The 20164-nt window shown below is 72.1% G+C and carries 20 protein-coding genes; 12 read left to right on the forward strand and 8 right to left on the reverse strand.

The genetic code is table 11. The annotated features are described in order from the left end of the window. Positions 1 to 95: 95 nt before the first annotated feature. From NOD94_RS13395 to NOD94_RS13405, 3 genes are all read right to left on the reverse strand, one after another. The gene (locus NOD94_RS13395; protein ID WP_281206103.1) at positions 96 to 1319 is read right to left on the reverse strand and encodes a DUF5667 domain-containing protein; all 1224 of its coding nucleotides are present in this window, start codon (positions 1317 to 1319) and stop codon (positions 96 to 98) included. A gap of 324 nt (positions 1320 to 1643) precedes the next feature. Then, positions 1644 to 2450, reverse strand: a complete 807-nt coding sequence (locus NOD94_RS13400; protein WP_281206104.1) for an ECF subfamily RNA polymerase sigma factor, BldN family — start codon at positions 2448 to 2450, stop codon at positions 1644 to 1646. 340 nt (positions 2451 to 2790) lie between these two features. Further along, complete coding sequence (locus NOD94_RS13405) at positions 2791 to 3744, reverse strand: HAD-IB family hydrolase (RefSeq protein ID WP_281206105.1); 954 nt, start codon at positions 3742 to 3744, stop codon at positions 2791 to 2793. Between the two features lie 99 nt (positions 3745 to 3843). Between NOD94_RS13405 and NOD94_RS13410 the strand changes: the two genes are divergently transcribed. The 8 genes from NOD94_RS13410 to proP all read left to right on the forward strand — a co-directional run bounded on the left by NOD94_RS13410 (position 3844) and on the right by proP (position 13909). Beyond that, positions 3844 to 4122, forward strand: a complete 279-nt coding sequence (locus NOD94_RS13410) for a glutaredoxin family protein (protein WP_281206106.1) — start codon at positions 3844 to 3846, stop codon at positions 4120 to 4122. Between the two features lie 273 nt (positions 4123 to 4395). Continuing rightward, complete coding sequence (locus tag NOD94_RS13415; protein WP_281206107.1) at positions 4396 to 5211, forward strand: redox-sensing transcriptional repressor Rex; 816 nt, start codon at positions 4396 to 4398, stop codon at positions 5209 to 5211. Continuing rightward, positions 5208 to 6893 carry a glutamyl-tRNA reductase gene (locus NOD94_RS13420; protein ID WP_281206108.1) on the forward strand — a complete coding sequence of 562 codons (1686 nt, stop codon included), beginning with the start codon at positions 5208 to 5210 and terminating at the stop codon, positions 6891 to 6893. Before NOD94_RS13415 ends, NOD94_RS13420 begins: the two co-directional genes overlap by 4 nt. Continuing rightward, entirely contained in the window at positions 6890 to 7894 is a 1005-nt protein-coding gene (gene hemC, locus NOD94_RS13425; RefSeq protein WP_281206109.1) for a hydroxymethylbilane synthase, read from the forward strand. The genes NOD94_RS13420 and hemC overlap by 4 nt, the downstream gene beginning before the upstream one ends. Further along, entirely contained in the window at positions 7891 to 9558 is a 1668-nt protein-coding gene (locus NOD94_RS13430; protein ID WP_281206110.1) for a uroporphyrinogen-III synthase, read from the forward strand. The genes hemC and NOD94_RS13430 overlap by 4 nt, the downstream gene beginning before the upstream one ends. Before the next feature lie 188 nt (positions 9559 to 9746). Continuing rightward, a complete protein-coding gene (locus NOD94_RS13435) occupies positions 9747 to 10835 on the forward strand; it encodes a hypothetical protein (protein ID WP_281206111.1) in 1089 nt (362 codons plus the stop codon). 114 nt (positions 10836 to 10949) lie between these two features. After that, the gene (locus NOD94_RS13440; RefSeq protein ID WP_281206112.1) at positions 10950 to 12287 is read left to right on the forward strand and encodes a HEAT repeat domain-containing protein; all 1338 of its coding nucleotides are present in this window, start codon (positions 10950 to 10952) and stop codon (positions 12285 to 12287) included. A 122-nt stretch (positions 12288 to 12409) separates the two neighbouring features. Then, positions 12410 to 13909 carry a glycine betaine/L-proline transporter ProP gene (gene proP / locus NOD94_RS13445; protein ID WP_281206113.1) on the forward strand — a complete coding sequence of 500 codons (1500 nt, stop codon included), beginning with the start codon at positions 12410 to 12412 and terminating at the stop codon, positions 13907 to 13909. Between the two features lie 27 nt (positions 13910 to 13936). Here the strand turns inward: proP and NOD94_RS13450 are convergent, their stop codons facing one another. Beyond that, a complete protein-coding gene (locus NOD94_RS13450) occupies positions 13937 to 14182 on the reverse strand; it encodes a DUF397 domain-containing protein (protein WP_281206114.1) in 246 nt (81 codons plus the stop codon). Beyond that, complete coding sequence (locus NOD94_RS13455) at positions 14179 to 15003, reverse strand: helix-turn-helix transcriptional regulator (RefSeq protein ID WP_281206115.1); 825 nt, start codon at positions 15001 to 15003, stop codon at positions 14179 to 14181. The genes NOD94_RS13450 and NOD94_RS13455 overlap by 4 nt, the downstream gene beginning before the upstream one ends. Before the next feature lie 112 nt (positions 15004 to 15115). On the opposite strand from NOD94_RS13455, the gene NOD94_RS13460 reads away from it, so the two are divergent. The 3 genes from NOD94_RS13460 to NOD94_RS13470 all read left to right on the forward strand — a co-directional run bounded on the left by NOD94_RS13460 (position 15116) and on the right by NOD94_RS13470 (position 16988). After that, positions 15116 to 15550, forward strand: coding sequence for an ATP-binding protein (locus NOD94_RS13460; RefSeq protein WP_281206116.1), 435 nt, complete (start codon positions 15116 to 15118; stop codon positions 15548 to 15550). Between the two features lie 43 nt (positions 15551 to 15593). Further along, entirely contained in the window at positions 15594 to 16595 is a 1002-nt protein-coding gene (hemB, locus tag NOD94_RS13465) for a porphobilinogen synthase (RefSeq protein WP_281206117.1), read from the forward strand. A gap of 126 nt (positions 16596 to 16721) precedes the next feature. Beyond that, a complete protein-coding gene (locus tag NOD94_RS13470; protein WP_281206118.1) occupies positions 16722 to 16988 on the forward strand; it encodes a DUF1876 domain-containing protein in 267 nt (88 codons plus the stop codon). Between the two features lie 79 nt (positions 16989 to 17067). Here the strand turns inward: NOD94_RS13470 and NOD94_RS13475 are convergent, their stop codons facing one another. After that, entirely contained in the window at positions 17068 to 17817 is a 750-nt protein-coding gene (locus NOD94_RS13475; protein ID WP_281206119.1) for an ABC transporter permease, read from the reverse strand. Next, a complete protein-coding gene (locus NOD94_RS13480) occupies positions 17814 to 18740 on the reverse strand; it encodes an ATP-binding cassette domain-containing protein (RefSeq protein WP_281206120.1) in 927 nt (308 codons plus the stop codon). The genes NOD94_RS13475 and NOD94_RS13480 overlap by 4 nt, the downstream gene beginning before the upstream one ends. Positions 18741 to 18852: 112 nt before the next feature. On the opposite strand from NOD94_RS13480, the gene NOD94_RS13485 reads away from it, so the two are divergent. Further along, a complete protein-coding gene (locus NOD94_RS13485; RefSeq protein WP_281206163.1) occupies positions 18853 to 19629 on the forward strand; it encodes a TetR/AcrR family transcriptional regulator in 777 nt (258 codons plus the stop codon). On the opposite strand, the gene NOD94_RS13490 is transcribed toward NOD94_RS13485, so the two are convergent. Next, positions 19626 to 20138 (reverse strand): DUF3995 domain-containing protein, encoded by a 513-nt coding sequence (locus tag NOD94_RS13490; RefSeq protein WP_281206121.1) that lies wholly within the window; start codon positions 20136 to 20138, stop codon positions 19626 to 19628. The genes NOD94_RS13485 and NOD94_RS13490 overlap by 4 nt on opposite strands. Positions 20139 to 20164: the final 26 nt, after the last annotated feature.

Genomic DNA, 20164 nt, shown 5'->3' on the forward strand with positions numbered 1-20164 from the left:
GGTGGGTGGGGGGGGGGGGGGGTTTTTTTTGGGGGTTGGGGGGGGGGGGGGGGGGGGGGGGGGGGCGCCCCGCCCCCCCCCCCCCCCTCTCCCCTTTACTGTTCCGCGTCCTCGGCGTTGAGGCCCAGGCCCGGGAGGAGGCCTGGGAGGAGGGGCGGGAGGGTGATGTCCGGCTGGGGGAGCTCGGGGGTCCCCGGGGCGGGCGTGTTCGGAGGGGCCTGCCCCGTCGGCGGGTTCAGCAGGTCGCCCGTGCCGCCCAGGAGACCGCCGCCGGAGGGTGCCGGGGTACGGCTTCCGGTGGACGGCGTCGGGGTGGCCGCGGGTGCCGATGAGGGCGTACTCGAAGCCGACGGCGAGGTCTGCTGTTTGCCGGTGGCCGGGGTGCTCGGCGTGGCCGAGCCGCTCGGCCGGCCGCGGGTCTGCTCCGGGGGCTTCGGTAGCAGGCCCTGGAGCGGGGCGACGTCATCGTCTATGGCCTGGAAGACCGATTCGACCTCGCCCCCGACGTCGGTGAGCTGCGCCGGGAGTTTCTCCCGGAGCTTGCCCCAGGCGTCGCGGTGGGAGCGGGAGAACGAGGACAGGGCCTGGATCGGGCCGAGCGAGCCGTCCCGTTCGTACGCGGCCTGGAGCAGCCGGTGGCCCTGTTCGGCATCGTGCTTCATGCCGGAGAGGGCGCGGCGGATCTCGCCCAGGGATTCGTGGTCGAGTACTCCCGTCCGGCCTCTTTCCATCAGTCGGCGGGCCTCCGACAGGCGGTTCGAGGCCCGGTCGAGGTAGAGCTCACCCCGGTCCGAGTCCTCATCGGCCATGCCCAGCTTGAGGTCCTCCATGCCCCGTTTGATCGGGTACAGGGAATCACCGGGCAGGGCGTCCGTGCTGGCAGCGGCCACTCCGCTGAAGGCCCCTGCGGCCACACCCACGGTGAGGCCTCCCGCTGCGATGCCCTTGGACCAGCGGGAGCGGGGCCGCAATTTCCGGAGCGACGTCGCCCGGTGGGCGCCGCGGCCGGTCCGCTGTTCGGGCACCAGAGGGTCCGCGGCGGCACCGCCCCCGGCCCTCTCCTCCATCACCATGGCCTCCATGGCGGCGACGAGCTGGGCTCGTTGCACCACTTTGACCTCGGGATCCAGCACCGGGCGCGGCATTCTTTCGCCGAGTGCGTTCGCCAGGGCCAACAGCCGGTCGTGGTCGGCAGGTTCGGCAGGTGCCTCGGACTGCTCGGCCGCCGGGTCCGGTTCTGGGAGATCGGATGGGTTCCGATCCTCCAGGGCCTGGGCGAAGGCGTTCGCCCGCCGGTGCGGAGTCACGTTCGCGATCACTGGCGGCACCTCCTCTCGTCATGACGATCGACTCCCCAAGGTGTCCGGAAGGTTGCCTTCCTTGAGCACGTCCACACTTTCGGGTGAGCGGCTTCGGGCAGGGCGTGTCCACAGGGAGCCTGCATCCCGCACAACGAGCGGCGCGGCACTTGGGTTACGGACGAAGGATGATCGGACCACAGCGTCATCGAGGGGTCACCGGGGGTGAGGTCGTGTCGTCGTTGAGTGTTGTCTTGTGGAGCGTTGTCGTACGGGGTGCGTGGGGCGTGCGCGACGTGCGGGAGGCACGGGGCGTACGTCGTGTGGGTCGGGTGGGCGGGCGCGTCAGCGTGCGTCTTCCGGGAGCAGGCGGGCCAGCGTGCGGACCGCCCTGTACTGGAGCGTTTTGATGGCCCCCTCGTTCTTCCCCATGACCCGGGCCGTTTCGGCGACCGAGAGGCCCTGGAGGAAGCGGAGGGTGACGCACTCCTGCTGCTGGGGGTTGAGTTTGCGCACGGCTTCCAGCAGGGCCGCGTTGGAGAGCGACTCCAGGACGGAGTCCTCGGGGCTGCGCTCCACCTCGTTGGCGTCGAGCATCTCGCCGGTGGTGACCTCCAGGCGGAAGCGGCTGGACTTGAAGTGGTCCGCCACCAGGTTCCGCGCGATGGTCACCAGCCAGGCGCCGAAGTCACGGCCCTGCCAGGTGAAGGTGGAGATGCGGCGCAGCGCGCGCAGGAAGGTCTCGCTGGTGAGATCCTCCGCGGTCGCCTTGCCGCCGACGCGGTAGTAGATGTAGCGGTACACCGTGTCGCTGTACTGGTCGTAGAGCCGGCCGAAGGCGTCGGCCTCGCCGGCCTGGGCGCGTTCGACCAGGTCCATCATGCGGGCCTGGTCGCTGTCCGCGGTGGGGCGGCGGGCGGCGGGCGCGGTCGTGCCGGCGGAGCCGGCCGATCCGGAGCCCGCGCGACCGCGTCTGCCCACCGTCGCTCCGCCGTCGGTCAGGGCGTAGCAAGGACCGGCCGGACCGAGGCCGGCGGGTACGGCGAAGGCGGGGACGGCGTACGCGGTGGGGACGAAGCCACGCAGGTGGTCGAGGACCGTTGCGCGCAGCGTAGCCAGGCCCGAGGCGTCAACCCCGACAGGTGGGTACACGGGACTCCCAGAGGCAGAGCTTCCATCACGTGCAGTGCGGGACCGTTCACCCGTCGTGGCGACAGATGGGCGGTGGCATGCGTTTGAGGAGAATAACGCTTCGTACAGGCAGCGCTACACCCAGTTGTCTAAATCACCGGTTCCGACACTTCTGTTGCGTGTCCAGGGCATATTCAGGCCCGATTGGTGATCGATTCTTGATCGCTTGGGTGCACGGAATGGAAGCTTCCACGGTGGCTCGCGACCGAGTGGGGCAGGTCGGAGTGCCGCGCCGAGGGCGCGGGTAGAGGTGAGCGAATGAACGCCGGGCGGGCCGGAATCGGGCCCCGGCCCGGCGTTGCTACTTGCGGCGGCGGTGGAGGGCGATGGCGGCGGCCGTGCCGCCCGCGATCGCGCCGACCCCGGCGGCCGCCGGGACGCCGACCTTCACGGCCTTGCGGCCGGTCCGATAGTCGCGCAGCCGCCAGTCGTTGGTGCGGGCGTGCTTGCGCAGTTTTGTATCGGGATTGATCGCGTACGGGTGCCCGACCAGCGACAGCATCGGAATGTCGTTGTGCGAATCGCTGTACGCCGCGCAGCGGGCGAGGTCGAGGTCCTCGGCGGCCGCCAGGGCGCGCACCGCCTCCGCCTTGGCGGGGCCGTGCAGGGGTTCGCCGACCAGGCGGCCGGTGTAGATGCCGTCCACGGACTCGGCGACGGTGCCCAGGGCCCCGGTCAGGCCGAGGCGGCGGGCGATGATCGTGGCCGTCTCGACGGGGGCGGCGGTGACGAGCCAGACCTTCTGGCCGGCGTCGAGGTGGGCCTGGGCCAGGGCGCGGGTGCCCGGCCAGATCCGCTCCGCCATGTACTCGTCGTAGATCTCCTCGCCGATCGACATGAGCTCGGAGACCTTGTGGCCCTTGACGATGGACAGGGCGCTGTCGCGGGCGTCCTGCATGTGCTCGGGGTCCTCGACGCCGGCGAGTCGGAACCAGGCCTGCTGCCAGGCGAAGCGGGCCAGTTCGCGGCGGCGGAAGAACTCGCGCTTGTAGAGGCCGCGGCCGAAGTGGAAGATCGCGGCGCCCTGCATGACGGTGTTGTCGAGGTCGAAGAAGGCGGCGGCGAGGTCGTCCCCGGGGACCGGGAACTCGGGCTCGGCGGCTTCCGCCTCGGCTTCCGGTTCCGCGGTCGTGGGGAAAGGTGGCGCTTCCGCCCGCGCGGTCTTGCGGGCGGCCTCGGCCGAGGCCTCGCCTGCCAGCACGCTCCGCGCGGTGGCGGAGCGCCTACGGGGGGTGAGCCATCCCAGAGCGGCCATGACGCGAGCATAGCCATTGTGTTCGGGAGTTCCCGAACCGCCGGGAAACGGGGTGGTTAACACTTCGGGGCCCCCGCCCCGACGCGGGACAATGAGGACATGAGTCCTCTGCTGCGCCGTAAGGAAAAGAAGCGTCCCGACGAGCGGATGGTCACGCTCATCGGGAAGCCGGGGTGCCACCTTTGTGACGACGCCCAGGAAGTGATCGAGAAGGTCTGCGCCGAGACGGGTGCACAGTGGGAGAAGAAGGACATCTCGCAGGACGAGGAGCTGTACCGGCTGCACTGGGAGCAGATTCCGGTCGTGCTCGTCGACGGCGAGCAGCACACCTTCTGGAGGGTGAACCCGGACCGGCTGCGGCGGGCGTTGGGGGCCTGACCGTCCCGGCCGTTACCATCATGGGCGATTTATGGGGACACGGGGGCGTATTGATGAGGAGTGTGCGCGGTTTTGCCCCCTTCTGGATTTGAACGGGTTCGGCCCGTTCTCGGTCCTACCCCCGGTCGTCCGGCCCGCGTGACCCCGGTCACTTTGGCCGGACAAAGCGGACACAATCTTTGTGCACGCGTTCACAAAGACATAGCCTGCATTCGACGGGGCGGTCCTGGGACAAGAGGCCGCCTGCAGCCCCGCTCATCCCGCAGGAGCATCGTGGCAACTGGCCGAACTCACCGACCGGCGACCCGCAGCCGAGGTATTCCCGAGGCCACTGTCGCCCGGCTTCCGCTGTACTTGCGTGCCCTCACCGCGCTCTCCGAGCGATCGGTGCCCACGGTGTCCTCCGAGGAACTCGCGACCGCCGCCGGAGTCAACTCGGCGAAGCTGCGCAAGGACTTCTCGTACCTCGGTTCCTACGGTACCCGGGGCGTCGGCTACGACGTCGAGTACCTCGTCTACCAGATCTCCCGCGAGCTCGGACTGACCCAGGACTGGCCGGTCGTCATCGTCGGCATCGGTAACCTCGGCGCCGCCCTGGCCAACTACGGCGGTTTCGCCTCCCGCGGCTTCCGCGTGGCGGCGCTGATCGACGCCGATCCCGCCATGGCCGGGAAGATGGTCGCCGGCATGCCCGTGCGGCACACCGACGAGCTCGAGGCGATCATCGAGGACAACGGCGTCTCGATCGGGGTCATCGCGACGCCGGCCGGCGCCGCGCAGCAGGTGAGCGAGCGGCTGATCGCCGCGGGCGTCACCTCCATCCTGAACTTCGCGCCGACGGTGCTGTCCGTGCCCGAGGGCGTCGACGTGCGCAAGGTCGACCTGTCGATCGAGCTCCAGATCCTGGCGTTCCACGAGCAGCGCAAGGCCGGTGAGGGCGCGGCCGCGGCCGCCGAGGAGCTCACGGGTCCGGCCACCGGCACCGGGGCCGCTCCGGCCGCCGCCGTCGTGCCGCCGGCCGGGCGGGCCGCCGCCGCCGCGCGCAAGGGCGGTCCCGAGGGTGACGTCCCGGCGGTGATGCCGGCATGAGTCTGCTCGTCGTTGGCCTGAGTCATCGCAGCGCGCCGGTGAGCGTGCTGGAGCGGGCCTCGCTGTCCGCCGATGCCAAGGTCAAGCTGCTGCACGACACGCTGGCCGCCGAGCCGGCCGCCGAGGCGACGGTCCTGGCCACCTGCAACCGCATCGAGCTGTACGCGGACGTGGACAAGTTCCACGCCGGTGTCGCCGAGCTGTCGACGCTGCTGGCCCAGCACAGCGGGGTGGCCCTTGAGGAGCTCACCCCGTACCTCTACGTCCACTACGAGGACCGGGCGGTGCACCACCTGTTCTCGGTGGCGTGCGGGCTGGACTCCATGGTCGTCGGCGAGGGCCAGATCCTCGGGCAGATCAAGGACGCGCTGGCGCTGGGGCAGGAGCTCCACACCGCCGGCCGGCTGGTCAACGACCTGTTCCAGCAGGCGCTGCGGGTCGGCAAGCGGGCGCACTCCGAGACCGGGATCGACCGGGCCGGGCAGTCGCTGGTGACCTTCGGGCTGGAGCAGCTCGCCGTGCGCGAGCCGGTCGGGCAGTGGGCCGCGGGCAAGCGGGCGCTGGTGATCGGCGCCGGTTCGATGTCCTCGCTGGCCGCCGCCACGCTGGCGCGGGTGGGCGTCGCCGACATCGCGGTGGCGAACCGGACCGCGGAGCGGGCGGAGCGTCTCGCCGAGATTCTGGTTGCCTCGGGCACCGGTGTGACGGCGCGGGCCGTGACCATGGGCTCGGTCGCCGAGGAACTGACACGTGTTGACGTCGTCGTGTCCTGTACGGGCGCGACGGGCCTGGTGCTGAGCGCGGACGACGTGTTCGCCGCCGTGTCCGGCGACCCGACGGCGGAGCTCCTCCCGGTCGGCGCCGTCGCGCGGGCCGTGCGGGTGCCCGTCGCGGAGCCCGCCGGTGGCGATGTACTGGCCCGGCTGGTCGCGGCCGCCGAGGCCGGTCGGCGCATCGCCGACGCCGGGGCCGTACGGACCATCCCGGCCGCCGAGCCCGACGGCTGTCCGCTGGGGCTGGACGCACCCTCCGGTGACGGCCGCGCCGCGCTGACCGGCGTCGACGCCGACTCCCTCGAACTGCACGGCACCTGGGCCGACCAGGGCGAGGCCGCCGCCCAGCGGCAGCCCCGCCGGACGGCGCGCAGCCGGGCGGACGGGGCCCCCGTACGCCTCGCGCTCCTCGACCTGGCCATGCCGCGGGACATCGACGCCGCGGTGCACCGGATCCCCGGGGTGCGGCTGGTCGACATCGAGTCGCTGGCGGAGACCTCCGCCGACGCCCCGATGGCGGCCGACGTGGACGCCGTACGTGGGATAGTCGCGGAGGAGGTGGCCGCGTTCGGGGCCGCCCAGCGGGCCGCGCACATCACGCCCACCGTCGTCGCCCTACGGGCGATGGCCGCCGAGGTCGTCGCCATGGAGGTGGCACGTCTCGACGGGCGCGTACCCGATCTCGACGAACGGCAGCGGGCCGAGGTCACCCAGACCGTGCGCCGCGTCGTCGACAAGCTCCTCCACGCGCCGACCGTGCGCGTCAAGCAGCTCGCGAGCGAGCCCGGCGGCGCCGGGTACGCGGAGGCGCTGCGCGAACTCTTCGACCTCGACCCTCAGACGGTGGCTTCCGTCAGCCGGGCGGACGCGGCCGATCCGAAGAACGACGACCCAGGACGGGCATCATGAACACACGTCCCGACCGGCCCCTCAGGCTCGGAACGCGGCGGAGCAAGCTGGCCATGTCCCAGTCCGGGCACGTCGCCGAGGCGGTCCGGGCGGTCACCGGCCGACCCGTGGAACTCGTGGAGATCACGACCTACGGTGACGTGTCCCGCGAGCACCTCTCGCAGATCGGCGGCACCGGCGTGTTCGTCACCGCGCTGCGCGAGGCCCTCGTGCGCGGCGACGTCGACTTCGCCGTGCACTCGCTGAAGGACCTGCCGACCGCACAGCCCGACGACCTGGTCATCGCGGCCATGCCGAAGCGGGAGGACCCGCGCGACGCGCTCGTCGCCCGCGACGGCCTGACCTTCGAGCAGCTCCCCGACGGGGCGCGGATCGGCACCGGTTCGCCCCGGCGCACCTCGCAGCTCCACGCCTACGCCAAGAGCCTGGGCAAGCGCATCGAGACCGTCGCCATCCGCGGCAACGTCGACACCCGGATCGGATTCGTCCGCTCCGGTGAGCTCGACGCCGTCGTGCTGGCCGCCGCCGGCCTGAACCGGATCGGCCGCGGCGACGAGGCGACCGACCTCCTGGCGGTCGACAACGTGCTGCCCGCTCCCGGTCAGGGAGCCCTGGCCGTGGAGTGCCTGGCCTCCGACACGGCCCTCATCGCCGCGCTCGGCGAACTCGACGACCCGCACACCAGGGCCGCCGTGACCGCGGAGCGTTCCCTGCTCGCCGCCCTGGAGGCCGGCTGCAGCGCACCCGTGGGCGCGCTCGCCGACCTTCCCCCACTCTCGGCTCCGCTCGAGTGGGGGGACCCCCTCGCCGACGGGCAGATTGTCAATGAAATGCGCCTGCGCGGCGTCGTCGGCACCCTCGACGGCTCGACGCTGGTGCAGCTGTCCACCACCGGACCCGTGCCCCAGTCGTATGACGAGGCCATGGCGCTCGGCCGCGAACTCGCGGACGAGATGCTGGCCAAGGGCGCGGCCGGTCTTATGGGGGAGCGATCGCTTTGAACCCCTCACGTCCGACCACCTCCGCTTTTCCGGTCGTCGCCGCCCACGGACTCGTCACCTTCCTCGGTGCCGGCCCCGGCGACCCGGGTCTGCTGACGCTGCGCGCCGTGGAGGCGCTCGCCGCCGCGGACGTACTGATCGCCGAGCCCGAGGTGCTCGACGTCGTACGGACCCACGCGCGGGCGGGCATCGACACACCGCAGCTGACGGTTGCTGACGAACTGTCAGCCGCCGCCGGGGTCCCGGTGATCCGCGACGCCGCCAATCTTGTCATGGAGGCCGCACGGTCCGGCAGGCGGGTCGTCCGTGCCGTCACCGGCGACCCCGGGCTCGACGGGAACGCGTCCGGCGAGATGCTGGCCTGCGCCGCGGAGGGGATCCCCTTCGAGGTGGTGCCCGGTGTCGCGACGGCCGTCGGCGTGCCCGCGTACGCGGGTGTCCCGCTGCGCGGTGAGCAGGGCGCGGACGTCCGTTTCGTGGACGCCCGGCACGCGTCGGCGCAGTGCTGGAGCGAGGCGGGCGCCAGCGGTGGCCGCCTCGTCGTCACGGCGACGCTGGAGACGGTGTCGGCCGCGGCCGCCGAGCTGGTGGCCGCGGGCCGCAAGCCGGAGACCCCGCTGACGGTGACCGTCGGCGGTACGACGACCCGGCAGCGGACCTGGAGCGCGACGCTCGGCACGATCGCCCAGGTGTTCAAGCAGGGCAAGGTGCTCCCGTCGCCCGAGGGCGCGCGTCCGGTGATAGCCGTGGTCGGTGAGCAGGGCGCCGCCGCGCGGCGCGAGGAGATGGCCTGGTTCGAGTCGAAGCCGCTGTTCGGCTGGCGGGTCCTCGTACCGCGTACGAAGGAGCAGGCCGCCTCGCTCTCCGACCAGCTGCGTTCGTACGGCGCGGTGCCCCACGAGGTGCCGACGATCGCCGTGGAGCCGCCGCGCACCCCGCAGCAGATGGAGCGGGCCGTCAAGGGCCTGGTGACGGGGCGGTACGAGTGGATCGCCTTCACCTCGGTCAACGCGGTGAAGGCGGTGCGGGAGAAGTTCGAGGAGTACGGGCTCGACGCGCGCGCGTTCGCGGGCATCAAGGTCGCCGCGGTGGGCGAGCAGACCGCGGCCTCGCTGGTCGAGTTCGGTGTGAAGCCGGACCTGGTGCCGAGCGGTGAGCAGTCGGCGGCGGGTCTGCTGGAGGACTGGCCGCCCTACGATCCGGTCTTCGACCCGATCGACCGGGTGTTCCTGCCGCGTGCGGACATCGCGACGGAGACGCTCGTGGCCGGGCTGATAGAGCTGGGCTGGGAGGTCGACGACGTCACCGCCTACCGGACGGTGCGGGCTTCGCCGCCGCCGGCCGATACGCGCGAGGCGATCAAGGGGGGCGGGTTCGACGCCGTGCTCTTCACCTCGTCGAGCACGGTGCGGAACCTGGTCGGGATCGCGGGCAAGCCGCACAACGTGACCATCATCGCGTGTATCGGGCCGGCGACGGCCAAGACCGCGGAGGAGCACGGGCTGCGCGTGGACGTGCTGTCGCCGGAGCCGTCGGTGTCGAAGCTGGCGGAGGCGCTGGCCGCTTACGGGGAGGCCCGTCGCGAGGCGGCGAAGCAGGCCGGCGAGTCGGTGTCGCGGCCGAGCGAGCGGCGGCCGGGGGCGCGGCGGCGTCGTACGACGTGAGCGCGTTAGACGGGCCGGCCCGGGGCCGGGTACAGGTGGTGCGGAGGGGTTCGGGCGCGGGATGCGCTCGGGCCCCTTTCCGTTGGTGGGGGCGCCCCGTTCGGACGGGCGCCCACCGCCCGAAAGGCCCCTGAGCAGCTGGGATACGTTGTGCGTTTCATCGAGGCGGCAACGACGGGGAAAACCGAATGACGCAGAATCAAGGGTGGGGATCCGGACATCACGGCGGTTGGGGCGGATATCCGCCGCCTCCGACCGCCAAGCCCGGAGTGATCCCGCTGCGGCCGCTGGGTGCGGGCGAGATCATCAGCGGATCGTTCTCGACCCTCGGCCGCTACTGGAAGCAACTGGGCGGCGTCTTCCTGGCCGTCCACGGCATCTGGCTGTTGATCGTCGTCGCCGCCGCGGGCATCGCCTTCGCCGCGGTGCGCGAGCACGTCGCCCCCGTTTTCGACGTGACCGACGGCCGGGCGCCTGATCGTGAACATCTGACTCCGATCCTCCTCGCGGGCGCCACGCTCCTGGTCCTGCTGGTCGTTCTCGGAATCACGTCGTTGGCGCTCTCCGCCTCGCTCCATCAGACCGTCCTGCGGAACGCGGTCCTCGGCCGTCCCGTCGCCTTCCGCGCGCTGTGGCGGGCGACGTGGCGGCGGGCACCCGCGGTGGCAGGCACGGTCGTTCTCTCCGGACTGATCGCCGCCGCTCCGATGCTCGTCGTCATGGCGGTCTGGCTGCCCATGACCTTCGCCGGCGCGGCGGACGATTCCCCATCCGGGATGGTCGTACTGCTGCCGTTCCTCCTGATCCTCACCATGCCACTGATGGTCTGGCTCACCACGCTGTTCGGCCTGGCGCCGGCCGCCGTGGTCATGGAGCCGGCCGGGCCGGTCACCGCGCTGCGCCGTTCGGCGCGCCTGGTCAAGGGCGACTGGTGGCGCGTCTTCGGCGTCACCATGCTCGCGGGCCTCATCGCGGGGCTGGTCGCGTGGCTGATCCAGCTGCCGTTCCACCTCGTCGCCCTGTTCACGCTGATTCCGGCGGTGTCCGACATGCCCGAGGGCGGGGTTCCCCCGGTCGGCGCGCTCTTCCTCTTCGTCCTGCTCGTGCTGGTCGGCGGGATCGGTGGCCAGCTGGTCCAAACCGGCTTCATGCAGTTGGTCAGCGGCCTGTTGTACGTCGACCTGCGGATCCGGCGCGAGGGCCTGGCCGCGGAACTCCTCCGCGCGGTCCAGGCCGGTCCGGCCGCTCCCGTGCCGTCGCCGTCGCCGGTCGCCTGACCCGACGCACGCGGCCGACACCGCGCCCCCGGTCGCCCCGGGGGACGGGGCCGGCCTTCCGGCGGGGCCGGGCGACGGCGATCATCGGCGCAAGGATCGGCAGAGGGGGGACTCGTGGGCGAGTTGGATGCTCGGCTGGTGGGCGCGGTGGGGGTTGGGGACGCGGATGCCGTGCGGGAGTTGGTGGAGGCGGGCGCGGACCCTGACGCGGTGGGCGGGGACGGGCTGCCGGTGTTGTGCGCGGCGGTGAGCGCGTGGGGGGTTGAGACCGTACGGGCGTTGGTCGAGGGCGGGGCGCAGCCGGACCGGGTGCTGCCTGACGGGACGACGCCGCTGTTGCGGGCCGTCGAGGGTGGTTCTCCGGCCCTGTGGGACGCGTTCCTGTCGGCGGACGTGAGGGAGCGGCTGTCGGAGGGGGAGCGGGTACGGCTGCTGGAGGCGGCCCGGCGGTGGTACGAGGCGGGCGCCGAGGCGGAGTTGCGGCGGCTGACGGGGGCGGAGGGGCCGGCGCGGGTGGAGGTGGTCGCGGAGGGCGAGTTCGCCCGGGTCGAGGAGATCACCCTCGGCGGGCGGACCGTGCGCGGTGGTCACGGGGCCGTTCTGACCCGCATGGAGTGGGAGTTCCGGATCCTGGCGCCGGTGGACGAGTTGATGGGCCGCGCGGTGCGGTTCGAAGACGAGGACCACGTCGACCGGTCGGCGGCCGAATGGATTCTTCTGGTGCGGGAGAGCGCGGAGACCTGGTTGCAGGTGGTGGAGCACCACCGGCACCCCTTGCCCGCGCATCGGGCGTTCGTCGCCGACTTCCTGAGCATGGGCGACATGATGGCGTGGGTGGTCGCGCACCCCCGCTGGTACGAGAAGCAGCGGTTCGCGCTGCTCCCCGGGTGGGCGGAGGTGGAGCCGGACGGTGGGGTGCTGGCGCTCGTGCTGGGCCTGCTCTGCGCCGACGAGCATCCTCGGGCGCGGGAGTTCGGGTTGCGGTACGCCGGGCATCCGGACCCGAGGGTGCGGCGGCGGGTGCCGCCGCTGTTCCTGCGGCCGCTCGACCACGAGACGGCGCGGGTGGTGCAGGACCTCGGGCGGGACGTCGACGCCGGGGTGCGGGCGGCCGCGGCGGAGGCGCTGGCGTGGGAGCCGCTGAGGCAGTCGGAGCGGGAGGTGCTGTTCGCCCTGCTTCGGGACGAGGATCCGCAGGTCAGGGAGCGGGCCGTGTACGCGGCCGGTCACGGGTCCGACCGCTCGCCGGCCATCGCCGAGGCGTTGATGGAGCTGCTCGACGTCGGGGATCAGGACGCCCGGCTCGGAGTCGCCTACGCCCTGTCCCTGCGCGATGACCCGCGCACGCGGGAGGCGTACGCGCGGGTGGGGCCGCTCGGCCCGGAGCTGGTGGGTGACCACCGGGCGGACGGACTGTGGCGGTGGGAGCACAGGAACGCGGGCGGGGGGTGAGGGCGGGATCGGGGTGGGGCCGTTTGGTGTGATCCACGTCCCATCGGGGCCTGCGGCCCGTTTGCCGGCGCTGTGATCGCGCAGGCGGGAGGGCTGGAACACTCCCGAGGAAAGGACCGTCCATGGCGGCTCCCCGCCCCCCGAAGACGGCCGACCCCGAAGCCGTGAAGCGTCACCCCGGGCTTTTTCGTGCGATCCGGCAGCGCCAGAACCCCCGGCTGCGCCGGACGGACATCACCGTCACGGACGACCGCGCGGTCAAGCGGGCCGTGAAGGCGGCCTCGCTCGGCAACGCCATGGAGTGGTTCGACTTCGGGATCTACTCCTACCTGGCCGTCACCCTGGGGCAGGTCTTCTTCCCGTCGGGGAGCGGGACCACGCAGCTGTTGTCCTCGTTCGCGACGTTCGCGGTGGCGTTCCTGGTGCGGCCGCTGGGCGGGATGTTCTTCGGTCCGCTGGGGGACAGGTGGGGGCGAAAGCGGGTGCTGGCCCTCACCATGATCCTGATGGCGGTGGGCACGTTCGCCATCGGCCTGATCCCCTCGCACGACGCGATCGGCCTGTGGGCCCCGGCCCTGCTGATCCTGTTCCGGATGGTCCAGGGCTTCTCGACCGGCGGGGAGTACGGCGGTGCGTCGACCTTCATCGCCGAGTACGCGCCCGACCGGCGCCGGGGGTTCTTCGGGAGCTTCCTCGAATTCGGCACCCTGGCCGGGTACGTGGGCGCGGCCGGGCTCGTGACCACGCTGTACGCGCTGCTCGACGACGGGCAGATGCTGTCCTGGGGCTGGCGCGTGCCGTTCCTCATCGCCGGACCCCTCGGTCTGGTGGGCCTGTACCTGCGGATGCGGTTGGACGAGACGCCGGCCTTCCAGAAGCTGGAGGGCGGGGCGGCCGTGCGGGCGAGCGAGGCCGCCGATGGCGTGGAGACGATCGGCAAGGGTGACCTCGCGCGGATCTTCCGCGAGCAGTGGCGGGCGCTGATCCTGTGCAGCTGCCTCGTCGGGGCGTACGGCATCACCGACTACATGGTGCTGTCGTACATGCCGACCTATCTGTCGGACGAGCTGGGTTACAGCGAGACGCACGGCCTGCTGATCCTGATCGCGGTCATGCTCTTCCTGATGCTGCTGATCAGCCGGGTCGGCGCGCTCTCCGACCGCTTCGGCCGCAAGCCGGTGCTGATGGCGGGCATGGCCGGGTTCCTCGTGCTGTCCCTGCCGGCGTTCCTGCTGATCGGCCAGGGCAGCATTCCCGCCGTCACCGCGGGGATGCTGATGCTGGGCCTGTCGCTGCTGTGCATGCTCGGCACGATGTCCGCCGCCCTGCCGGCGCTCTTCCCCACCCGGGTCCGTTACGGCTCGCTGTCCGTGGGCTACAACCTGGCGACGTCGGTCTTCGGCGGGACGACCCCGCTGGTGATCACCGCGCTGATCGGTTGGACCGGCTCGAACCTGATGCCGGCCTACTACGCGATGGGCGCGGCCCTGGTCGGCCTCATCGCGGTGGCGTGCATGAAGGAGACCGCCGGCCAACCCCTGGACGGGTCGCCGCCGGCCGTCGAGACGGACGAGGAGGCGGCCGAGCTGTGCGCGGCCCAGTCCCCGACACCGCGGTTCTGAGCCCGGCCGGCCCCCTGCCGCTGGGACCTAGACGCGCACCCAGCGGGTGAGGTCGGTCCAGGCGGCGGGGGTGAGGGCGAGCGTCGGCCCGTCGGTGACCTTGGAGTCCCGGACATGGACCGTGTCGGCGCAGGTGCAGATGGCGACCTCGACGCACTGGCCGCCTTGGTCGCTGCTGTGGGAGGACTTGCGCCAGGCGATGGCGACTTCGAGGCAGGCGCCGCCCTCGCTGGAGCTGTAGCTGGACTTGAACCACTTCAGTGGGGTGCTCATGGCTCTCCTAGCAACCGGTCCAACAGGTCCTTCGTCTCCGTGAAGTTGAGGGCCTGTGACCGCAGCATCGCATATTTCTGAGTGAGGATGCTGACCTCGTTCGGGTCGCGCACGAGGAAGCTTCCGCGCTGGGTTTCCGAGTACGCGAGGTGCTGGAACTCGGGTGTTTCCAGCAGGATGAACGGGCCGTCGAGGCCCGCGTGCGCGGTGATGCCGAGGGGGAGCACCTGGATCGAGGCGGTGGGTAGATCTGCGCAGGCCCGCAGGTGGCCCAGCTGCTCCCGGTACACCTCGTCGCCGCCGATCCGGTCGCGCAGGGCGGGTTCCCAGATGATGAAGCTGAGGGTCGGCGGGACCGGCCGGGTGAGGATCTTCTGGCGCTGGATGCGGTGGGCGGTCTGGCGCTCGATCTTCTCCGTGCCGACGAAGGGCACGCGGCAGCCGAGCACCGCGCGGGCGTAGTTCTCTGTCTGGAGCAGGCCCGGCACGGTCAGCGTGTCGTACCAGGACAGGGCGAGGGCCTCGACCTCCCGTTCCATGTACTCCTCGGCCCACGCAGGGACCGTGTCGACCTCCGGCATCCGGTTCGCCGCGACCGTCAGGAGTCCGGGGAGGCCGAGGACGCGGTCCATCTTCTCGGCGACGTTGGGCATGAGGGTGCGCCTGCCCTGTTCGATCGAGGCGACGGTCTCCATGTCGATGTGCAGCGCCTCGGCGAAGGCGCGTTGGGTCAGTCCTGCGGCGACTCGTGCGGCGGCGACCAGGGCGCCGACCATCTTCATCGCGGTCTCGTTGGGCCGTGGCCTCTTGCGTGGTGGCATGCCTGTGAACTCCCCCCGTGCGCATGCGGGATACCGGTACGGACCCGTACTCATCAAGGAGTACGGGTCGGCCGTCTCCCTCACGCTAGTCACGGAACGCGACCATCACCGCGTGAACGTGGAAATCCATCCGGCCCTGCTGCGCGAGCGGTTCTACCCCCGCAGCCGCCAAACCGTCCGCTCTGCCAGGGAGTTCGCGGCAGTGACACTGCACGCGTGGGGTGTCACGTGCCGTCGGGACGACGTGTTGCTCTGCGTGAGCGAGCTGGCGACCAACGCCTTGCTGCACGGGGTCCCGGCCGGTCGGGGATACCGGTTGCGGATGCTGCGGTTCGGGGGCGTCGTGCGGGTCGAGGTGCACGACAGCGGGGGTGGGCGGCCGCGGGTCGAGCAGCGGGATCCGGGGGCCGAGGGTGGGCGGGGGTTGTTGCTCGTGGCGGGCGTCGCGGATCGGTGGGGGGTCGGGGCGCGGGTGCCGGGGAAGGTGGTGTGGTGCGAGTTCGGGCTCGGGGCGTCCGGCGCGGGGTGGGCCGGTGGCAGCGCCTAGGCTGGGTTCCGACTGCTGTCGATGCTCGAAGAGGCGACTGAGAATGAGCGCGTACGGATCCTTCCCCGGCTCGCGGCCCCGCCGGCTGCGCACCACCCCGGCCATGCGGCGCATGGTCGCGGAGACGCGGCTGCACCCCTCGGACCTGATCCTGCCCGCGTTCGTACGCGAGGGGATCTCCGAGCCGCTGGCCATTTCCGCGATGCCGGGCGTCGTCCAGCACACCCGGGACACGCTGCGGAAGGCGGCCGCGGAGGCCGTCGAGGCGGGTGTCGCGGGCATCATGCTGTTCGGCGTCCCGGCGGACGAGAACAAGGACGCGCTGGGTACCGCCGGCACCGAGCCGGACGGGATCCTCCAGCTCGCGATCCGGGACGTGAAGGCCGAGGTCGGGGACGACCTCGTGATCATGTCCGACCTGTGTCTGGACGAGTACACCGACCACGGGCACTGCGGCGTCCTGGACGAGCACGGCCGCGTCGACAACGACGCCACGCTGGAGCGGTACGCGGAGATGGCGCAGGTCCAGGCCGACGCGGGCGTCCACGTCGTGGGGCCGAGCGGCATGATGGACGGCCAGGTCGGCGTCATCCGTGACGCGCTGGACGAGACGGGCCACGAGGACGTGTCGATCCTCGCCTACACGGCGAAGTACACGTCCGCCTTCTACGGGCCGTTCCGCGAGGCCGTCGCGTCGAGCCTCCAGGGTGACCGCAAGAGCTACCAGCAGGACCCGGCCAACGCCCGCGAGTCGCTGCGGGAGCTGGCGCTGGACCTGGAGGAGGGCGCCGACATGGTCATGGTCAAGCCCGCCGGCCCGTACCTGGACATCCTGTACCGGGTCGCGCAGGAGGTCGACGTACCGGTGGCGGCGTACCAGATCAGCGGCGAGTTCGCGATGATCGAGGCGGCCGCGGAGAAGGGCTGGATCGAGCGCGACCGGGCCATCATGGAGACCCTGCTCGGCATCAAGCGGGCGGGCGCGGACACGATCCTGACGTACTGGGCGACCGAGGTCGCGGGGTGGCTGCGCCAGGAGCGCTGAGCCCGACCGCGGTAGGTGTGTGCGGGAGGCCCCCGGATCCGGTCCGGGGGCCTTTCGCGTGTCGTTGCGGGGCGGTGCGGGTGGGCGCACCCTGGAGGGAGAGGCCGACTCTGGAGGTGGTCCGCGATGCCCACGCTCGTCGGATGGCATGTCGAGCTGGAGTTCTCCGAGGAGGGCCACCGCACGGGCGCGGCGGCTATGCTCCGGCTCGCTGACGGCACCGAGATGAGGGCGCGCGGCTATGCCATGCGCCACCCGTCCGACCCGGAACAGCTTCGGGTCGGCGAGGAGATCGCGGGCGCGCGGGCGCTCATGGATCTCGCGTCCCAGATGCTGCAGAAGGCGCACACCGAGATCGACGAGGCCACGGGTAGGCCCTCCTATCCGCTGTAGCCGCGTCCGCGTACGAACGAACCGGGTCCGACGGGCCCCTGCCGGACCTCGGGGCCCGGCAGGGGCCCGTCCGCGCGGGTCAGCGGGTGCGGCGTTCGAACAGGGCCGCCGACAGGACGACGGACACGGTCAGGATCCCGGCGCACCAGATCAGCGCCACCCAGGGGGAGTTGCCGGCGGGCTGGTCCAGCAGGAGGGCGCGCAGGGATTCGATCACCGGTGTGAGGGGCTGGTGGTCGGCGAAGCCGTGGAGCCAGCCGGGCATCGTGTCGATGGGGACGAAGGCGCTGGAGGGGTAGGGCAGGAACATCATCAGGAAGGTGAAGCCGCCGGCCGCCTCGGGGGTTTTGGCCAGCAGGCCGAGCGCGGCCGCGAGCCAGGAGATCGCCGTGATGTACGCGAGCAGCAGTCCGGCCGCCGCGAGGAAGGCGAGGGGGCCGGCCTGAGGCCGGAAGCCGATGGCGAGGGCCACGGCGAGGACGAGGGTCGTGGAGATCAGGTTGCGGGCCACGGAGGCCGCGACGTGTCCGGCGAGTATCGGCACGCCGCCGACGTCCAGGGAGCGGAAGCGGTCGACGACGCCGTTCCTCATGTCGTCGGCGACGGCGACGGCGGTGCTCGCCGCGCCGAATCCCGCGCAGAGCAGCATGGCGCCGGGGACCACGTAAGTGACGTAGGCGGTGCCGGTGTCGATCGCGCCGCCGAAGAAGTAGACGAAGATCAACATCAGCATGACGGGCAGCATCAGGGCGGTGACCAGGGCGTCCGGCTGCCTGCTGCTGATGCGCAGGCTGCGGCCGGCCAGGGCGAAGGCGGCGGGGGTCGTCATGGAGCTGCTCCCGTCAGGGTGAGGAACACATCGTCGAGGGTGGCCGTGCGGAGTGCGAAGCGGGCGATGTCGGTGCGGTCGGGGTCGATCTCGTCGAGCAGGGCCCGGACGTGGGCGGCGGTGCCGTCGGTGGGCAGGCCGAGGGTGAGTTCGTCCGGTACGAGGTGCACCGCGCGCGGCGCCAGCGCGTCGTAGGCGGTCCGGTCGGCGAGGGTGAGGTCGAGGCGGTGTCCGGCGACGCGGGACTTGAGTTCCGCCGGGGTGCCCTCGGCCGCGATCCGCCCGTCGGCGAGCAGCGCGACGCGGTCGGCGAGCCGGTCGGCCTCCTCCAGGTACTGGGTGGTGAGCAGCACGGTCGTGCCGTCGGTGCGCAGTTCGCGTACGAGGTCCCAGAGGTCCTGCCGGCTGCGCGGGTCCAGGCCGTTGGTCGGTTCGTCGAGGAAGAGCACCTCGGGGCGCGCGACGAGGCTCGCGGCGAGGTCGAGGCGGCGGCGCATGCCGCCCGAGTACGTCTTCGCGGTGCGTCCGGCGGCCTCGGCGAGTCCGAAGCGGTCCAGGAGTTCGGCGGCCCGCGCCTGGGCGCGGGGGGCGCTCAGGCCGCTGAGGCGGCCCATCATGCGCAGGGTCTCGGCGCCGGTCCGGAGCTCGTCGACGGCGGCGAACTGGCCCGCGAGGCTGATGCGTTCGCGGACCCGGGCCCGTTCGGCGGTGACGTCGTACCCGGCGACGCGGGCGGTGCCCGAGTCGGGGACGGCGAGGGTGGCGAGGAGGCGCACGGTGGTGGTCTTGCCGGCGCCGTTGGGGCCGAGGAGGGCCAGGACGCTGCCGCGCGGGACGGCGAGGTCGATGCCGTCGAGGACGCGGAGCGGGCCGTAGGACTTGGCGAGGGCGGTGGCGTGGATGCCGAGGGCGGTCGTGGTCATCGAGGACCGCGCTCCCTTCTGCTGGGCTTCTGCGTATGGGTTACGCGCTTCTGTGTAAGTAATACACAGAACTAGGATGTGGGTCAACGATCGAGGAGGGAGGGTGGGTGACATGACGCGCGAACCGGCGGACGATCCGGCACGGGACACCGGGCTTCCGGCGAGCCTGGAAGTGGCCTGGGGCCTGCGCGAACGCCCCGCCAAGGGCCCCAGACCCACCCTCACCCTCACGAAGATCGTGGACGCGGCCGTCGCGCTCGCCGCGAGCGAGGGCACCGACGCCGTCTCCATGGGCCGGGTCGCCAAGGAGCTCGGCGTCTCCACGATGTCCCTGTACCGGTACGTCACGGCCAAGGAGGAGCTCTACATCCTCATGTCGGACGCCGGCGTCGGCGCCCCGCCCGAACCCGCCGGCGAACCCGGCGCGGGCTGGCGGGAGCTCGTGTCGCGGTGGGCGTACGCGCAGCGCGCCGTCCTGATGGCCAACCCCTGGATCCTGCGCATCCCGCTCACCGGAGCCCCCGTCAGCCCCAACCAGCTGGCTTGGATGGAACGCGGGCTCGCGGCCCTGGCCGACACCGGACTCCACGAGGGCGAGAAGATCTCGGCGATCATCCTGATCGGCGGCCTGGTGCGCAACGAGGCCACCATGGCCGCCGACATGATGGACGCCATCGTGAAGTCCGGGGTCGCCCCCGACCAGGTGATGGCCCGCTACCTCCGCACACTGCGCCTGATGACCGGCCCGGACACCCATCCGGCGGTGACCCGGCTGCTGGAGTCCGACGCGTTCACGGGCTCCGACGACCCGGACTTCCAGTTCGCCTTCGGCCTCGGCCGCGTACTGGACGGCCTGGCCGCACTGATCAGCGAGCGCTCCGCTCCTTAGGCGGGCCGCCCCGGGCGGGGACGCCCGGGCGCCGGGGTGCCGGTACGCCGGGGTGCCCGTACGAGTCGGGCCGCCGCCCAGGCGAAGGCCAGGCAGACGGGCGTGTACAGGGCCAGGTTGAGGACGCGGAACGGCCCGTCGGGCGGGGAGTCGAGGAGCCCGACGGCCCAGCCCAGGCCCGCGAGGCCGCGTACGGCGAGCCCGGCGGCGACCGCGGCCGTGACGGCGCGCGCGACGCGCCCGCCCCGGTCGTGCGCGCGGGCGAGGACGGCCGCGGCGCCGATCAGGGTCACGGCGGCCAGCGGCAGGACGACGCGCGGGGCGAAGGAGGTCTCCAGGCCGAGCACGGCGAGGGACAGGGCCCGTTCGTCGGCCGCGGGCCACGTCGCGCCGGTGGCCCAGTACAGGTGGGCCAGCCCGTCGGCGGCGAGGAGGGCGGCCGTCGCGCGGCCCAGGCGGAGGCGGGTCGGGGGTGTGCGCTTTGTGGACGTGAGCGTCGTGGTCTGCATGCAGGAAGGGAGGGGGCCCTCGGGAG

The organism is Streptomyces sp. Isolate_45 (genome assembly GCF_024721315.2).
In the GTDB taxonomy this organism is placed as follows: domain Bacteria; phylum Actinomycetota; class Actinomycetes; order Streptomycetales; family Streptomycetaceae; genus Streptomyces.

Coding starts and splice junctions, on each gene's coding strand:
- NOD94_RS13405 (WP_281206105.1), bottom strand. CDS start 3,744: ATGGCCGCTCTGGGATGGCTCACCCCCCGTAGGCGCTCCGCCACCGCG.
- NOD94_RS13410 (WP_281206106.1), top strand. CDS start 3,844: ATGAGTCCTCTGCTGCGCCGTAAGGAAAAGAAGCGTCCCGACGAGCGG.
- NOD94_RS13420 (WP_281206108.1), top strand. CDS start 5,208: ATGAGTCTGCTCGTCGTTGGCCTGAGTCATCGCAGCGCGCCGGTGAGC.
- hemC (WP_281206109.1), top strand. CDS start 6,890: ATGAACACACGTCCCGACCGGCCCCTCAGGCTCGGAACGCGGCGGAGC.
- NOD94_RS13435 (WP_281206111.1), top strand. CDS start 9,747: ATGACGCAGAATCAAGGGTGGGGATCCGGACATCACGGCGGTTGGGGC.
- proP (WP_281206113.1), top strand. CDS start 12,410: ATGGCGGCTCCCCGCCCCCCGAAGACGGCCGACCCCGAAGCCGTGAAG.
- NOD94_RS13450 (WP_281206114.1), bottom strand. CDS start 14,182: ATGAGCACCCCACTGAAGTGGTTCAAGTCCAGCTACAGCTCCAGCGAG.
- NOD94_RS13455 (WP_281206115.1), bottom strand. CDS start 15,003: ATGCCACCACGCAAGAGGCCACGGCCCAACGAGACCGCGATGAAGATG.
- hemB (WP_281206117.1), top strand. CDS start 15,594: ATGAGCGCGTACGGATCCTTCCCCGGCTCGCGGCCCCGCCGGCTGCGC.
- NOD94_RS13470 (WP_281206118.1), top strand. CDS start 16,722: ATGCCCACGCTCGTCGGATGGCATGTCGAGCTGGAGTTCTCCGAGGAG.
- NOD94_RS13475 (WP_281206119.1), bottom strand. CDS start 17,817: ATGACGACCCCCGCCGCCTTCGCCCTGGCCGGCCGCAGCCTGCGCATC.
- NOD94_RS13480 (WP_281206120.1), bottom strand. CDS start 18,740: ATGACCACGACCGCCCTCGGCATCCACGCCACCGCCCTCGCCAAGTCC.
- NOD94_RS13485 (WP_281206163.1), top strand. CDS start 18,853: ATGACGCGCGAACCGGCGGACGATCCGGCACGGGACACCGGGCTTCCG.
- NOD94_RS13490 (WP_281206121.1), bottom strand. CDS start 20,138: ATGCAGACCACGACGCTCACGTCCACAAAGCGCACACCCCCGACCCGC.